This window comes from Cyanobacterium sp. (assembly GCF_054166785.1).
The window spans coordinates 14,347-31,511 of the sequence record NZ_JBSZCP010000053.1 but is presented as its reverse complement, the minus strand read 5'-3'; the positions used below and the strand labels follow the sequence as shown (position 1 = coordinate 31,511).

At 37.6% G+C, this 17,165-nt stretch carries 9 protein-coding genes; 6 read left to right on the top strand and 3 right to left on the bottom strand.

From position 1 onward, the window contains the following. Window positions 1-13 precede the first annotated feature (13 nt). Both ACXITR_RS10840 and ACXITR_RS10835 read left to right on the top strand, forming a co-directional pair. Entirely contained in the window at window positions 14-1,132 is a 1,119-nt protein-coding gene (locus ACXITR_RS10840) for a mechanosensitive ion channel family protein (RefSeq protein ID WP_457997236.1), read from the top strand. Between the two features lie 188 nt (window positions 1,133-1,320). After that, window positions 1,321-2,295 (top strand): hypothetical protein, encoded by a 975-nt coding sequence (locus ACXITR_RS10835; RefSeq protein WP_457997235.1) that lies wholly within the window; start codon window positions 1,321-1,323, stop codon window positions 2,293-2,295. A 243-nt stretch (window positions 2,296-2,538) separates the two neighbouring features. On the opposite strand, the gene ACXITR_RS10830 is transcribed toward ACXITR_RS10835, so the two are convergent. Beyond that, complete coding sequence (locus tag ACXITR_RS10830; RefSeq protein ID WP_457997234.1) at window positions 2,539-2,895, bottom strand: iron-sulfur cluster assembly accessory protein; 357 nt, start codon at window positions 2,893-2,895, stop codon at window positions 2,539-2,541. 373 nt (window positions 2,896-3,268) lie between these two features. Here ACXITR_RS10830 and ACXITR_RS10825 point away from each other — a divergent pair, with 373 nt between their 5' ends. From ACXITR_RS10825 to ACXITR_RS10815, 3 genes are all read left to right on the top strand, one after another. Beyond that, window positions 3,269-3,805, top strand: coding sequence for a late competence development ComFB family protein (locus ACXITR_RS10825; RefSeq protein WP_457997233.1), 537 nt, complete (start codon window positions 3,269-3,271; stop codon window positions 3,803-3,805). A 3-nt stretch (window positions 3,806-3,808) separates the two neighbouring features. After that, window positions 3,809-6,145, top strand: coding sequence for a heavy metal translocating P-type ATPase (locus ACXITR_RS10820; RefSeq protein ID WP_457997232.1), 2,337 nt, complete (start codon window positions 3,809-3,811; stop codon window positions 6,143-6,145). Between the two features lie 162 nt (window positions 6,146-6,307). After that, window positions 6,308-6,736: an FHA domain-containing protein gene (locus ACXITR_RS10815; protein WP_457997231.1), complete on the top strand. Its 429-nt coding sequence runs from the start codon at window positions 6,308-6,310 to the stop codon at window positions 6,734-6,736. Here the strand turns inward: ACXITR_RS10815 and ACXITR_RS10810 are convergent, their stop codons facing one another. Further along, window positions 6,737-15,214: an alpha/beta fold hydrolase gene (locus ACXITR_RS10810; RefSeq protein ID WP_457997230.1), complete on the bottom strand. Its 8,478-nt coding sequence runs from the start codon at window positions 15,212-15,214 to the stop codon at window positions 6,737-6,739. It lies immediately after the preceding gene. Window positions 15,215-15,491: 277 nt separating this feature from the next. Then, window positions 15,492-15,632: a chlorophyll a/b-binding protein gene (locus ACXITR_RS10805; protein WP_457997229.1), complete on the bottom strand. Its 141-nt coding sequence runs from the start codon at window positions 15,630-15,632 to the stop codon at window positions 15,492-15,494. A gap of 276 nt (window positions 15,633-15,908) precedes the next feature. Between ACXITR_RS10805 and ACXITR_RS10800 the strand changes: the two genes are divergently transcribed. Beyond that, window positions 15,909-17,012: a peptidylprolyl isomerase gene (locus ACXITR_RS10800; protein WP_457997228.1), complete on the top strand. Its 1,104-nt coding sequence runs from the start codon at window positions 15,909-15,911 to the stop codon at window positions 17,010-17,012. Window positions 17,013-17,165 lie beyond the last annotated feature (153 nt).

Sequence of the window (17,165 nt, the reverse complement as noted above, 5' to 3'; positions counted from 1 at the left end):
CATAATTTTGAGAATGGAAAATATTATCAACATCCTAGAATTTTTACAACGTCAAGAAGGTTATCAAATTTTTGTAAACTTTATTTATGAATTTGGTTTTTTTCTTTTTTTTCTATTAATATCCTTTTTTGTGGGTAGATATACCCCATTTTATGTCAAGGTAATTATTTCTAAATTTGCCCAGAAACCATTAACAGAATTTTATCAGGGCATCATTGATCCTTTACAAAGTCTTTTTCGTTTAGCAGGAACATTAATTTTATGGTCATTATCCCTCAACTTTATTCGTAGCTACGAAGGACTATATAGCTTACTAGAATTTATCATTGATCTAAGTTTAATTATCATTATTGCTTGGTTAGCATCCCGTTTATTTAGGCAAATTATCATCATTTATGGTATTAATTTAATTCAGAAATTAGGTAAAGAAGTAGATGAATTATTGTTAGTAATGGAAACCATTATTAATGTTTTAATTGGTTTTATTGCGGTACTAGCCTTTGCCCGACGATTAGATATTAACCTTGTGGGTTTGTTAGCTAGTGTGGGTTTAGGGGGCGTTGCCATCGCCTTTGCTGCCCAAAAAACCCTCGAACAATTGTTAGGTACTTGTGTAATATATTTAGATCGTCCTTTTATTGTAGGAGAGTATATCAGGCTCAATAGTGGATTATACGGCAGAGTAGAATCTATCGGCTTAAGGTCAACAAAAATTAGACTACCTGGTAAAGGTACATTGATGATACTACCTAATTCGATGATGGCAAATATTGAAATAGAAAACGTCACCAGAGGGAAAAAAGTAATGGTATTGCTTTATCTTGATTTTGTCAAAACCCTTGAAGATAGCGAAGAAGCCCTAGTAAAAGACGTGGTAAAAAAATGTACTAACGCTTTATTTGGAATTGACCCTGATAGCACCAAGGTAGCTCTATTTTTACCAGAAAATCAACAACAAACCAGAGCAAGGGTAACATTTTTTATTTTAGGCTCCAATGAAAGCTCTATCAAACTTAGAAAGAGGTTACTAGAGTTAGCCAACGATAATATCTCTCAACAACTTACTACCCATGGAATCAATTTTGCCATGCAAGAGCCTACTATCTATGTGGATTCTCCTGTCACTTTATAGATCAATTATATATGTGTAAATAAGAGTAATAAAATCTTTAATTATTAATATAAAATACTTCTAAAAAAATAAAATTAGATATTTTTGTACTAGATTGTTAATAGTGGAAAAAGATGTATAATATAATGCCCAGCCATAAAATGTATTAGGGGCTTACCATTAGTGCAAATTAACTAATCTACTCACCAATGAATCAGATCACCGACCCAAAGGCGATCCCCATAGACTCTGCCACACCGCAGACATCTAAAGGTATTAGCCCAAATTTACCATGCAAAAAAAATCAATTAAATTATACCCAAGAATGGGCGATCGCCCTGCTTTATAGTTGTGGAGAAGAGGATAATAATGAACTATTTTGGGAGAATATATCAGAGCCATATAGATCAATTTTAGAAGATTGTTATTTGATAGCTGAGGATAGAAAATTTACCAAACTAAATCATATTACTAATAATATTAAATATGACAAATTAAATTATATAAAATTAGGAGTTCAGCTACATCAGGTAAAATATTATCAGCTATATAAAGAAGCCTATAAATCCTTTAAAGAATACTGTGAGCAAGAGATTCACTATCCCCTATGGAGAGCAAATAAGATAATTAAAGCCTCTAAAGTGGCAATTCAATTAATTAAATATGGGTTTAGAATTATTCCACAAAATGAAGCTCAAGCTCGTCCTCTAGTAAAATTAACAGAGGAAGAACTGTATGAAAAATGGCAACAAGTTTTAGATACTTATCCATTTCATAGCATTACAGCAAAAAAAATTAAAAAGATAGTTTATGGAGAAAAAAATCCAGAAAAAGGAACTTTAAAGTTATCAATAAAAATATTAGAAGATATTGAAGGTAAAGCCTTAGAAAATGGAATGTCGGTGGATGAATTACTAACCAAAGTATTTAGCGGAGAAGTGACCATAAATAATGATGGAAGTATCGAGCAGGAAATAAAAGAAGAAGAAAAAATAGAAAAAATCCACCCTCAAATCATGGAAAAATGGGAAGAAGATTTAGAAAAGATTTCTCTAAAAAAAGATACGATTGATAGCTTTGCTGAGGATTTAGCCGAGGAAATTGATAACACCGTCAAGGATTTTAAATCGGTAATTAAAAAATGCTTTTTCCGAACTTTTTTACAACCCCTATTAGGGGAATAATATTCATTAAAACTAATTATAAAAAAATAACAAGAGGCTTAATACTAGATCCATAAACAAGAGTATATTAATAAAACAAACAATGGGCTTAAGCCCATTGCCAAAATAATAAATTAAAAGTACAGTTTATAAATCGGATTTAGTACAAACCCTTTGCCAAAGAAAAATTGACAAAAGATTTAAACCCCTTACCAGAAGATTAAAAGTTCTTGCTGTGTATGGGAAATGTAGAGAAACAAAATCTTAAGTAGAGAAAGACTTACCGCAACCACAAGTTTGATTAGCATTAGGATTGGTAAACTGGAAACCACCTCCAATCATGGCATCGCTGTAGTCTAACATCATTCCATAAAGATATAACAGACTTTTGCGATCGCACACTATTTTAAAACCTTCATAATCAAACACATCATCATGCTCGGTTACACTATTAATGTTCTCAAAATCCATCATGTAGGACATCCCAGAACAACCTCCCTGTCTAACTCCTACCCTCAAACAGAGATCCTCATTACCCTGTTGTTGTTTTAGTTTCAAGACGTGTTCGAGAGCCTTCTGGCTCAATTGGATACCCTGATTAGAAATAGTTGATGTTGCCATAAACTGTTGATTCCTTAGCTCTTTGTTATAAATTCTATTCTACACTAAACTAAAAATCAGACCTTAATTCTCCAACACCACTTTTTTACATAGGTCTATTTATCAAACATTTTGCTCATTAACGACGATTTTGAGTTAAAATTTGAGTATAGCTTTGGAGCAATATAGCCGTAAGCAAAAAGTGAAAAAAACTAAACCTAGTCTTCATAAAAGTCCATGGTATTTCTTCATGAAGCATATCACCATGGATTCACAGACAAATAAAACTGAGTAAAAAACTTACCTTTGAAAAGTCATCCCCCTGTGAACAAAAAACCTAGCATTTATACTTAAGTAAAGTTGTTAAAATTGCTTTCATAAAATAAAAATCTCGATGAATATTAATATAATTGTAGAACAAGCCCTCGAAAGTGGTTATTTAACCCCCACCATGGAAGCAGAAGTTGGAAGATTGTGCGAAACCTCTGCAGAATTATCCAATGACGAATATTTAGCCCTAGATAAACTAATGGGGGCATTATTAACGGGGGAAATCGTGGCTATGCCCAGAAAACAATTTATTAACGTCATGGAAGAATTGGTAGTAAGTGAAGTAATCTCTCGGGTAGCCGAAATAGAAACCACCAGTAATCGTCTCCTCGATGTAGGGGATATTTCCGCCTATGCCCTCAACCGTCTTCCTCCCCTGTATGCTACCACCGAAGAAGGAGCAAGTTTTCAGCGAGATAGGGCTAAAACAGAATTAACAGCAATCATTAATAATCAAGTAGAACAAGCAATTTCATTATACCTAGAGCGCCCCAGCTTTCACCCCGAAAGACAAGCTCTCAATAAAGGCTCTCAATCTAACAATGTATTTGAGCAGGTTACAAAACTATTACAATCCCAAGCCCCTAACTACGAATCATAATTAATGATAACCGTTGCCCCTCCCCAAACCACGGAAGAAAATAAAACCCCCAAGGATACCCTTACCCTTGATGTACAGGGGATGAAGTGTGCTGGTTGCGTCAAAGCAGTGGAAAGACAAATTAACCAATATCCGGGGGTAGTTTCCGCTACGGTAAATTTAATCACCGCCGTTGCCTTGGTGGAATATCAAAAGGGAGAAATTGAGCCTAAAAATTTGGCACAAAAACTTACTTTAGGGGGTTTCCCCAGTGAGGTAAGGACAGGGGTGGATGGGCAAAATTGGCAAGAAATTAAAGAAAAACAACGGGAAATAGAGGAAAGGCTACAAATATTTCAGTTGGCTAGTGCCGTAATTCTATTAATCTTTTCTAGTATCGGTCATTTACACCATTTGGGCATTAGTTATTTACATCCCCTTACTAATATTTGGTTTCATTGGGCATTGGCTACCCTTGCTTTGATGATTCCGGGGAGGGAAATTATCTTAAATGGTTGGCAAGGTTTATGGCATCGTCAGCCTAATATGAATAGTTTAATCGGCATCGGCACGGTGTCGGCTTATCTAGCTAGTTGTGTGGCTTTAGTTTTCCCAAATCTGGGTTGGGAGTGCTTTTTTGATGAGCCTGTGATGTTGTTAGGGTTTATTTTTTTAGGTAGGGTATTGGAAAGTAGGGCAAGAAATAAAGCCTCGGAAGCACTTTCAGGATTGTTAAGTTTACGCCCCCCATGGGCAAGGATTATCGGTAAAACCGAAGATAGTCAGGATGATGGGTTAAAAATTCCTTCTAGCCAAGTGAAGCCCCAAGAGTGGGTGAGGGTATTGGAAGGGGAACAATTTCCCGTGGATGGTTGTGTGGTGAGGGGAAAAACTACGGTGGATGAGTCGATGTTGACGGGGGAATCTATTCCTGTGGGGAAGGGGGAGGGGGATTCTATTTCGGCGGGGACTATTAATTTGGGGGGCATGGTGGTGGTGGAAACTACCCAATCTGGCTCAAAAACTATCCTTAGTCAAATTATTGCCATGGTGGAGGAAGCCCAAACCAGAAAAGCCCCTGTACAAAAATTGGCGGATACGGTATCAGGGTATTTTGCCTATGGTATCATGGCGATCGCCCTTATAACTTTTAGTTTTTGGTATGGTTGGGGTACAAAAAATTGGTCATATCTAATAGGGGATTTGAATACCTCCCCCCTCATCTTAAGCCTAAAACTAGCCATTGATGTGTTGGTGATAGCCTGTCCTTGCGCCCTTGGTTTAGCTACCCCCACAGCGATTTTAGTGGGTACTGGGGCAGGGGCAAAACAAGGATTGCTTATCAAAGGGGGAGATGTGTTAGAACAAGCTCAAAACCTTGATATGATTGTGTTTGATAAAACAGGTACCCTCACCGAAGGACAGCCCCAACTCACCGACATCGTTAATTTTAGCCCCACTAATTTTTCTGATACCCAACTACTACAAATTGCCTCTAGCCTAGAAATTGCCTCCAGTCATCCCCTTGCCCAAGCCCTACTGCGGGAGGTAAAAAAGCAAAATTTAGAATTTTTGAGAGCCAGTGATATTAGTAATTATCCTAGTCGGGGTATTCAGGGTAGTGTGGATGGACAAAAAAACTTTTATTGTGGTAGTGAGTTATGGTTAGAGGAAGAGGGAATTTATTTAGATGACACCATCAAACAACAGTCTATCCAGTTACAAAACCAAGGTAAAACCGTCATTTACTTAGCCCAAGATAAAAAACCCCTTGCCCTATTTGCCCTTGCCGATACCATTCGCCCCCTCGCTTCCCAAACCATTGCCCAAATTAAAGCCATGGGGATTGATGTTATTTTACTCAGTGGGGACCAAAAAAATGTCGTCAGGGCGATCGCATCTAAACTAAGTATAAATACTTATTACGGTGAAGTACATCCCCAACAAAAAGGACAATTAATTAAAGAATTAAAAGAAAAATATCCCCATAAAACCATCGCCATGGTAGGAGATGGGGTTAACGATGCCCCCGCCATGACAGAAGCAGACTTTGCCATAGCCATGCCCCAAGGCTCAGAAATTGCCATTCAAACCGCCTCCGTGGTGCTAACCAGAAACAAACTCACCGACATTATCACCGCCATCAAACTGAGTCAAAAAACCCTCAATAAAATTAAACAAAACCTTTTCTGGGCATTAAGTTATAACCTAATTACCATACCCATTGCCGCAGGGGTACTATTGCCCACCTACAAAATATTGCTCAATCCCTCCACCGCAGGGGCATTCATGGCTTTAAGTTCCATTATTGTCGTAACCAATTCCCTACAACTCAAAAAATGGACAGTTGATGATAAATAAAGGATAATATAAATGGCTACGGATTACAGAGCGCCTCATTCTATATGATAGGTGAATGTTTGTCCTTCCCCAAACCATCTTATTGTGTGCCTATTGGCTTTAAATTATAATCAAATTGATGGTTGAATACCATCAGCAAAGTAACCCCAAGAAAAATTAGCAATGACAGCCCAACCCCATACAGTACATATATTAGTTGTAGAAGACGATAAAGGCAGAAGAGAGATATTGCTCAAAAAAAATAAATACTCCATCGGTAGAGGAAAAAATTGCGATATTGTCATTCAATCCCCCTTTGTATCTCGTCATCATGCCACTATCATGCGTATTTTTGATGAGGAAGGGTTAGCCCATTATCATATCATTGACGGCAATGGAGAAGAATCTAGTGCCAATGGCATCATCATCAACGGCAAAAAAGTTAACAATACCCAGCTAAAAACAGGGGATAAAGTGGTATTTGGGCCCCAAGTTTTTGCTATCTATCATCAATCTAGCCGAGATATATTTCCTCCCCTTCCCCCTGATGATCCTTTTGATATTACTTTAATTGATCCTGCTATGATGGGAACAGATTTTGAATCCCCTTAACTATGGATTAATTAAAACATCTCCTAAACCTAAAGGATTTTCTAAATGTAAATTATGTCCTCCTTTGATGGTAAATATTTGACCATTTACCATGGCTGCTTTTTGGGCTTCTAAATCTTGGGGACGATTAAAAGAACTATTATCACCATATACTAAAGTAATAGGTACTGTAATACTAGATAGTAATTGTAAGTATTGATTACGGGGAATACTATTAAAACCTACCCCTACCCTCGTGGCTAACATGGGAGAATAGGTAAAAGTTACTCCTCCTTCCACGGATTTTGTCATTCTTTGGGCAAGTTTGAGGGCAAAATCATCATCGATATTAGGTGCGGTTTTTTGTAGTCGTTGGGCAACTACTTCCACGGTATCGAATACGGGTAGTGGAGGCACATTCAATAGATTATTTAATTGACTACTGATATTTTCTATATCTTGATTATCTTTATTTTTTGTGGGTAAAATTGGTTCTATAAGATATAAGTTATCTATTTTTTCAGGACGCATACTAGTGTATATTCCAGTAATCATTGAACCGAAAGAATGACCTAACAAAGTAACTTTTTCTTCATTACCTAATTCATTAATTAAACAGTCCAAATCTGCCACAAAATCCAGTAAATTATAAGCACATCCCAGACTATTATGGTCAGATTTTCCATGACCTCTCATATCGGGAGCTATCACATAATAACCATTTTGGGCTAAATTTTGGGCTACTTTTTCCCATGCAAATCCTTGATCTAAAATACCGTGAACAATAAATAAAGGAGGATTATTTTCATTTCCCCAACTACAATAACAAAGATTTAAACCTCTTATTTTTAGATATTTTTCTTGGGTTTTTATAATTTTAGATTCATGGGGGAGTTGATAATCAAATTGCTCTGATAATAGTTTTGTAAGGGGATTTAATAAAATAGGTAACTGAACTTCTTTCCAATGGTTAGCTAAATTCGGGTCAATTTTTTGACGACTATTAAAATTAGGATCTCCCACGGACATGGACTGTTTATATAATCCCGTGGTCATTCTTTCCCCTTCATAGGGATTGAGTAAGGATTTATTAAACTTAATTCCTAAAAAGTTAGTGATTTTTTCCATCTCTTTTTCGGGAGACGTTACTAGATTTTCATAGTAAATAGTGAGAATTTTATTCCCATCTATTTTTTTTGCAAAATTAACGATATTTTGATTACTTTGATACCAGATACTTTCCCCAATTTCATAGGGATTTACCTCTTTTATATCTAGTAATTTGTCCATTCTCATCCGAGCAAAGGATTCTATAACCGAATATGGATGACGAACTAAATGGATATACTTGGCTTGAGAAAATATATTTTCAGCATTATAAAGAGTGCTTTTACTATTAGCGTAGGTGGGCGATTTATCAATTAAAATGCAATTTTCGCCGAGAGTCTGCAGGATTTCATACACTTGGGCAATGGTTAAATTTTCTTCAATCCACTGGTTAACTAACCCCTCGCTTTCCTCTACACTAATTTGCTTCAAATCCATGACGGTGCGAATTAACCCTTCTCCGAGGTGAGAAGATTCTAACTCTTTTTGTCTTTCCTGCATGGTGGCAAAGGGTAACAGGTGTAATTCGGGGGGAGAAACCAAGTCGGGATGCCCCGCCAACATTACCCGCAGGAGGGTTGAGCCTGAGCGCGGACTTGATAAAATAAAGGCGATAGGTTGGTGATTAGTGGGATTAAAGGTGGGTTTTTCTTCTTCTTTTTCGTTAGAGGGAGAAACTATTATTCCTTTTTGGCTAGGCGCTTTTATCTTATGGGCATTACTATCATGGCTAGTGGCAAATTCTTGGGCTAGGTATTGGGCTAGGGTGGAAATTTGGGGGCGCTCGTAAATTTCCCGAGGGTATAGCATTAATTGTAAGTCTGTTTTGAGGTGGTTAATGGCTTCCATTACCATTAATGAATCCATACCCAAATCCATGAGACTATCTTCTGGTTTGATGGTTTCCTTTTCAATGTGCAGGATAAGGGCGATCGCCCCTATGAGATAATCAATTAATAGGGTTATTCTGCCACTCCCATCAGCTTTTAGTAACTGGTTAAATAATTCAGTTTGACTATCATCTTTTTTTCCATCCTCCGTTTTTAAAGAGGAAGAAACTACCCTTTGTAAATAGGGAGACTGGGATAATTGAGGAAACTTACGGGCAACAGTATCCCAGTTAAACTTAATTACCCCTACCCCAGCATTCGCATAATTAATTACATCCCCCACCATGGCAATACCCTTTTCAGGAGGGATAGTTTCAATACCCACCGCTTTTAGACTATCTTCCGTTGCCTTCGCCATACCCACAGAAAAAGCACCCCAGTTAATACTAATAGCAGGTAAACCAAGGGATTGACGATAGGATGCAAAACTATCAAGATAACTATTCGCCATAGCATAATTACCCTGTCCGATAGATCCTACCATAGAAGCCACGGAAGAATATAAGATAAAAAAGTCAAGACTATTATCGAGGGTAAGTTGATGTAAATTATTTACCCCTATTACCTTACTTTCCATTACCCTAGTTAATTTTTCAGGGGAAAGGGTGGCTAAAATGCTATCATCCAATACCCCTGCGGTATGGATAATCCCCTTTAAAGGAGGAAAAGACTTGTTACTTCCATGGAATATGTTTCTTAAAGATTCTTTGTTAGTTACATCCCCTTGTTTTACCATCACATTAATTCCCTCTTCTTCCCATTGATTAATTTTTTGAGAAATAGAAGAAGAAGGTTGACTACGGGAGACAAGAATTAAATTTTTTGCCCCCTGACTAATTAAATAGTTAGCGGTTTCTAACCCTAAAGCGCCTAATCCTCCAGTGATGAGATAACTACCAGAAGATTTGATACTAACTGTTTTGCTTTCCCCAAAGTTATCAGCGGTTTTATGTTGTAAACGACAATAATAAACAGACTTATCTCTAATTGCCGCCATGGTTTCATCTAACTTATCATTAACGAGGTAGGTAAGAAGAGAAAGAGAAACCCCTTGATTATCCATATCAATCATACCCCCCCAATACTCACTATGTTCGAGGGCAATAACTTTTCCTAATCCCCAGATACTGCCACCATAGGGATTTACTTTTTCTTGGGGCATAACCCATTGACTATTTTGGGTAATTAACCACAGTTTAACTTGATGATTACTATTAACTAAACTTTGAATCAGATAGATAACGGGTAAACAGTCTAAATAATTGTTGCTAGTTAGCTGATTAATATGATTTAAGTCATCATCTTCATTAATTGCCCAACCATAGATAATTTTTTCTACCCTATTATCAAGACTATCTAATAATAACTGGTAGTCTTTTTTCTTTTCGGGATTAATATAATAGGTGTTTTCTTCCTGACGGTAACTTTCCCCTTTATAAACTAAATAAACTTGACTACCTTGGGAAGTTAATTCTTTTGCCCATGTTTCTCCTACTTTTTTTTCATCCACAAAGATTAAGTAGCCATTAGAGAGACTCTTTGGCAAAGATTTTTCTGGATTGTTGAGGAAGGTAGAAGAATCTTTTTCCCATGCTACTTCGTATAACCACTGTTTACCATCATCAACGGTATTTTCTAAACTATCTCCATGCCAGTATCTTTGATGTTGCCAAGGATAGTTGGGTAAAGAAACCCTTTCTAAAGAGGGATAGTCTTGATGGAAACCATCCCAGTCAATTTTTAATCCTTGCTGGTAAAGAATACCTAGGGAGTTAAGTAAATTTTCCCAGTCTGATTCTCCTTTGCGTAAACTAGGCAACCAAAGACAATCATCCGATTCAGTTTTGTTTTCTACTATCATCCTCGCCATACCCAAGAGAGTCGGCTTACTACCGATTTCTAAAAAGATTTGGTAGTTTTGTTGTTGTAAATACTCTACACTTTGGGCAAAGTTGACAGGATGACTGATATGTTTTACCCAATAGTCTGGGGAGGCGATTTCTTCACCGATGGTTTTTCCTGTGATGTTGGAAATGATTTCCCCTTGGGGTGAATTATAGGTAATTTCTTGGGCTATTTTGTCAAAGTCTGCCAAGATGGGTTGCATTAATCGGGAGTGGAAACCATGGGAGACTTTTAGGTGACGACATTTTACTTTACTCCCTTTGGCAGTAGTCTGTAGTTGTTGTAAGTCTTCTTTTTTGCCCGATACCACAATGTTACTATCACTGTTTATGGCGGCGATGTCGAGGGGTAATCCTGTCTGAGTAATTAGTTTTTGGGCGGTATCTAGGTTGGTAAATAGACATACCATGCCCCCATCGAGGGGAAGTTGTTGCATGAGTTTACCACGGTGGGCAATTAATTTGAGGGCATCTTCTAAACTGAAGACTCCTGCAAGGGTAGCGGCAACGTATTCTCCCACACTATGCCCCATCATTACCGATGGTTTGATTCCCCAAGATAGCCATAGTTGGGCAAGGGCATATTCGATGACGAAAATGGCGGGTTGGGTATAGATGGTTTGATGGAGGGTTTCTTTTTCCTCGGGGTTAAAAATAATTTCGGTGAGGGGTTTTTCTAAGTATTGACTCAGAATCTCACTACAGTAGTTAACGGTGTCTTGGAAGAGGGGGGCAGTTTGATATAATTCTTTGCCCATATTACAATATTGTGAACCTTGCCCTGTGAATAGGAAGGCTATCTGATTGTTATTAATCTGGTTATTTTGATTAATGGTTAGGGTAGCAAGTTTTTCTACTAATTCTGTTTTGTCTTTTGCCCCAATGGCTAGACGATGGTTAAAGTGCGATCGCCCTTGGTTTGTGCTATAACATATATGACTAACATCATCCCCTTGTGCCTTGGTAAGATAATCTTGATAACGATTCACTACATCTTGAAGGGCTTTTTCTGTGGTGGCACTAAGGGTTAAAAGATGATAGGGGCGTTGTATCTCTTCTTTTACCTTAACTTCTTCTTCTGTAATGTTAACAGAGGAATCCATCATATCTCCCACTATAACATGGGCGTTTGTTCCCCCAAAACCAAAGGAACTTACCCCCGCAAAACGAGGCTGACTAGATTTTTTCCATTCGACGGATTTAGTGGCAATCTGCAGACGACTTTTGTTTAAATTGATATAGGGGTTTAATTTTTTAAAGTTAACAATGGGGGGTATCTCTTCATGGTTTAACATCAAGACAGTTTTAATTAACCCCGCAATTCCTGCGGCGGCTTCTAAATGCCCGATGTTTGTTTTCGCACTACCTAACCAACAGATAGGATAATCTTTTCCTCTTGTTTCCTTCTCCATAGAAGAATCATCGACAATAACAGAAGATTCTTTTTGCACACCATTAGAGGAAGTCTTTTCCTCTTTACCATTAACCACACCATCTGAGGAAGTCTTTTCCTCATTTTCATCCATAACGAAGGAAGAATTAACAGTCTTTTGCCCATCAAAAGGTAACAAACCAGCCAAGGAATTCACCTCAATAGGATCTCCTAAAGGTGTTCCAGTGCCGTGAGCTTCGATATAATTAATTTTATCAGGGGTAATAGACGCATTTTTCCATGCCGATTGAATTACCCTCTGTTGCGCTTTACCCGAAGGCGCTGTTAAACCATTACTACGCCCATCTTGATTAATGGCGCTACCGTGAATTACTGCCAAAACCTTGTCGCCATCTGCCAAGGCTTTACTCAGGGGTTTAAGGATAACTACCCCACAACCTTCCCCTCGCCCATAACCATCAGCATCTTCCGAGAAGGTTTTACACTTCCCATCCTCCGCCATCATCCCCGCTTTTTGGAAAGTTTCTGTCAATTCAGGGGCAAGAATTAGGTTAACTCCGCCCACGATGGCACAGTCACACTCACCACTTTTAAGACTATTTACCGCTAAGTGTACCGCAACCAAGGAGGATGAACAAGCGGTATCCACACTCAGAGAGGGCCCAGTTAAATTAAAATTATAGGATATACGGTTAGAGGCGATCGCACTGGAATTTCCTGTACCAGAATAAACATTAACATTCCAACCATGCTTCATCTGCAACTGGGCATAATCTTGGCTACTAATACCCATAAATACCCCCGTGGCACTACCTGACAATTTTTCTGTCGTCAAATGGGCATTTTCCAGCGCTTCATAGGTTACTTCCAATAATAAACGCTGTTGAGGGTCAATATTTATCGCCTCTCGGGTAGAAATGCCGAAAAACTGGGGATCAAATTGGTCATAATCTTTTATATATCCCCCAAAAGTATCGATGTTCGGGCGCAGATAAGTTTTACTAATACTATTTTCTTTTTTTGATAACAATTCCCAATATTTATCTAAGCTATCCGCTTCAGGAAAACGGCAAGCCATGGCAACAATGGCAATTTGTTCTATATTTTTATCGTTTTTATCTTCAATTTCTAGGTCTAAAATTCCGTCATTTTTTAGTTCAGATAAATAAAAAGATAAGCTAACAATATTGGGATAATCATATGCTAAAGTCGGAGATAATTTACATTCCAAATAATCTTCTAAATCAGCGGTAAGTTGCACAGCTTGGACGGAATCGAGTCCATAATTGATGAAAGGTTGCTCAATATCGATAACACTAGGACTTACTTGTAGGCGATTTGCAAGGTTGTTTTTCAACCATTGCTGTATTTTTAGAGTGTTTTTATTAATATTTTTATTATTAATAGAAATAGTCTTTTTTATTCTGTTTATATTTTTTGTATAACTTGTTTTTTGACGATTATATATGTTATCTAAATTCCACTGGGCAACTATCGGTAAATTACCTTCTAAAAATTCTTTGCGACAAGCATAACGAGCAATTTTACCACTAGAGGTTTTCGGAATACTACCAGTACGAATTAAAACAATGGAATAAACCTGTAATTCATGATTTTCAGCAATAACTTTGCGAACAGCATCAAAAATTTCCCGTTGTAAATTATCGTCTTGTTTTAACTTTTGTAAAAAAGTTCTTTTAACCTCAAAAATTACGATCAAATGTTCATCATTATCCTTCTCAATGGCAAAACTCGCACCGCTTTCAGAATTAATAGCTTCATGAATATTCCCCACACTTTCTTCTATATCTTGGGGATAATGATTTCTACCCCTAATAATAATTAAATCCTTTAATCTTCCTGTAACAAATAACTCTCCATCATTAACAAAACCTAAATCCCCAGTGCGCAAAAAGCCCTTTTTTTTTCCGTTTGCGGTACTAGCTTGAAAAGTTTTTTTAGTTAATTCTTTCTTTAACCAATAACCTTGCGCAACACTTTCCCCTTTTACCCAAATTTCTCCTACCTTGTTGTTAGGGCATTCTACTAGAGTATCAGGATTAACTATTTGTACTTCTAACTGAGAAGATATATGTCCGCTACTAACTACTTTTTGTATATCAGCGGTATCTTCTGGATTAAATATAATTTCATTTTCTTGTAACTTTGTAGCAGAAATATTTTTTATGGTGGGAGAGTTATCGGGATTTCCTCCAGAAACAATAAGAGTAGTTTCCGCCATGCCGTAGCAAGGGTAAAAAGATTTTTCTTTAAAGCCACAATCAGCAAAATATCGGCTAAATTTAGTAATAGTTTCTGCCCTAACAGGTTCAGCACCACTAAACGCTAATTGCCAATGGCTTAAGTCTAAATCCTCTTTTTGTTTTTCACTAATGGAATTAACGCACATTTCATAGGCAAAATTGGGGCCTCCTGCAGTGGTTACCTTATATTTACTGATAGCCCTCAACCAACGGATGGGACGTTGTAAAAAAGTGACGGGAGGTAACATAATGGTGTGAAAACGAGAGTAAATGGGTTGTAAAATACCCCCAATCAAGCCCATATCATGGTAGGGGGGAAGCCAAAATGAACCTATACAATGTTCATCATTATGAAAATAATCTTTGATTAATTGGGAGTTATGGATTAAGTTACCATGACTGACAATAACTCCTTTTGGTGTACCTGTAGAACCGCTGGTGTATTGTAAAAAGGCGGTTTCTTCTGATTTAATTTGTTCTGTTTGCCAATCTTGCGCTATGGAGGGGGAGATGTCGTCGGTGGTGAGGCAGGTTATATCATTATTTTTGGTTAATTTCTGCTCAATTTTTTCTTTCAGAGATTGGGTAGTAAGGGCAAATAATGCCCCTGCATCCTTAATAATAGCAGACAGACGGGTATAGGAACGATTGGCCCGGGGAGGATAAGCTGGGGTGGCGATTACCCCTGCATAAAGGCAACCGAGGAAGGCTGTGACGAATTCGAGACCTGGTTGATATAATAATAATGCTCTTTCCCCTTTGGCTTTTCTGCTTTGGAGTTTATGGGCGATCGCCCTTGCTTGTTGATCTAATTGATGATAGGTTAGATAATCAGACTCGTTTTCACCATCCCCTAAGAAAGTGAAGATAATTTGATCTGGGTGCGAGATTGCACGCTCTTGGAGAAGACTGACGAAACTAGAGTATCTAACGTATCCCATGTATATCGAATCAACCTGATTATTAAGTGTTTTTATAATTATGAAACAATCTTTAACAATTCACAATCATGAATTTTTAGATCATACCATATTCACAATTGATAATTAAGAATTGATAATTGATAATTAATTTTGTATTTAGTTGTTATTTTTTTCCTGACTTTTTTGCCCTTAACTCTCTACCTACAAAAAATTAAGACAAAAAAAGGAGAGCATCCACTCTCCTCTCAATTTTATGGGCAATTTATTTAAACGATTAATGAAACGGATGCTAGAATTACATCAACCCTAATTGGGAGAGGATTCCTTGACCAGTTAATAATTCGGTTAAGATACCGATTACGAATCCTAACATTGCTAGACGACCGTTTAAGTTTTCAGCAGAACTGGTGAAACCAAATTTTCCTTTATCTTCCATGATGTATCTCCTGTATATCTTTTATTGCAGTCTTAGTCAACTACTTGATATTTAATTTAACATAGATATTCAAAGTTAGCAACATTTTGTTACATTTTTCTAGAAAATAATCTGAAAACGAGGATATGAAAGGGATAGGGAGATTGAAAAAATAATTAACCATTAACCATTTTCCTGCCTACGGTTTTTTGGTTCATCATTCACTCTCCATCACCAATAGTTTCACTGTTTATGAAATAATGGCATTAAACAGTTTTAAAAAAATAATTAGTAATTATGAAACTTAATTGGTGGCAACGCATAACAAAAATGATTGTTGCAACGATATTAATATTTACAATGGCGATCGCCTTTACCCCCACAAAGATGCAAAATGCCCACGCATATTTAGCACAGGGAGATGCAATTACCGATCCAGAGGCAATCCTAAGATATGCCCTACCCATTGATAACAAAGACATAAGAGAAGTTCAAAGTAACATCGAGAAAATCGAAAGAGATTTAAGATCAAAACGTTGGAAAAGAGTAGAAAAAGAGGTTAGAAATGCAGCGTTTGCCCTTCGACTCCACGGAGACGACATTGCCCAGGATGTCCCTTCAGAATTTTCTGAGCGAGGAAGAGAATTAGTAGATAACATTATCCAAGATGTAGAAGCCCTACAAGAATTGGTAGCAGGGCAAAAAAGAGACGATATTCTCGCCACAAGGGAAAGAATTCTTGCCAATGTGACGGAAATAGAAGAAGCCATGGTGAGGGAATATCCCTTTGAAGTACCCCAAGAATATGCCAACTTACCCCAGTTAAAAGGAAGAGCCAAAGTAAAAATTACTACCACCCAAGGGGAATTAGTAGTAATGGTCGATGGTTATAGCGCCCCTGTGACAGGAGGTAACTTTGTGGATTTGGTACAAAGAAAATTCTATGATGGTCTTCCCTTCATTCGTGCTGAAGACTTCTACGTAATTCAAACAGGAGATCCAGAAGGCAAAGATGTGGGCTTCATCGATCCTAAAACAAACCAATACCGCTCCATTCCCCTCGAAATTTTGGTTAAGGGTGAATCTGAGCCTATTTACGGCTTTACCACCGAAGATGTGGGAATGTACCTAGCCGAACCCGTACTACCCTTTAACGCCTACGGTGCTGTGGCTTTAGCCCGTCCTAGTAGTGATCCTAACGGTGGCTCATCCCAGTTTTTCTTCTTCAAGTTTGATACGGAAGTAACTCCCCCCGGTTATAACTTAATGGATGGAAGATTTGCGGTGTTTGCTTATGCCATCGAAGGGGCTGAAGTTTTAGAAAAACTTACCCCAGAAGATAAGATTATTTCTGCTGAAGTGATAGAGGGCGCTGAAAATCTAATTCAACCTCAAGCATAGAAAAATTCGGTATTGGGTTTGACATAAATTATTATTGTTAACAACAATAGAGTTTCTGATGGTGGGCAATGCCCACCCTACTACACCAGTGAAGGTTTAAGGTAAGGTATCCGAAGGCAAGGGGTTTAAACCCCTTGTTAAGAATTCATAAAA

Coding starts and splice junctions, on each gene's coding strand:
- ACXITR_RS10835 (WP_457997235.1), top strand. CDS start 1,321: ATGAATCAGATCACCGACCCAAAGGCGATCCCCATAGACTCTGCCACA.
- ACXITR_RS10830 (WP_457997234.1), bottom strand. CDS start 2,895: ATGGCAACATCAACTATTTCTAATCAGGGTATCCAATTGAGCCAGAAG.
- ACXITR_RS10820 (WP_457997232.1), top strand. CDS start 3,809: ATGATAACCGTTGCCCCTCCCCAAACCACGGAAGAAAATAAAACCCCC.
- ACXITR_RS10805 (WP_457997229.1), bottom strand. CDS start 15,632: ATGGAAGATAAAGGAAAATTTGGTTTCACCAGTTCTGCTGAAAACTTA.
- ACXITR_RS10800 (WP_457997228.1), top strand. CDS start 15,909: ATGAAACTTAATTGGTGGCAACGCATAACAAAAATGATTGTTGCAACG.
- ACXITR_RS10815 (WP_457997231.1), top strand. CDS start 6,308: ATGACAGCCCAACCCCATACAGTACATATATTAGTTGTAGAAGACGAT.
- ACXITR_RS10840 (WP_457997236.1), top strand. CDS start 14: ATGGAAAATATTATCAACATCCTAGAATTTTTACAACGTCAAGAAGGT.
- ACXITR_RS10825 (WP_457997233.1), top strand. CDS start 3,269: ATGAATATTAATATAATTGTAGAACAAGCCCTCGAAAGTGGTTATTTA.
- ACXITR_RS10810 (WP_457997230.1), bottom strand. CDS start 15,214: ATGGGATACGTTAGATACTCTAGTTTCGTCAGTCTTCTCCAAGAGCGT.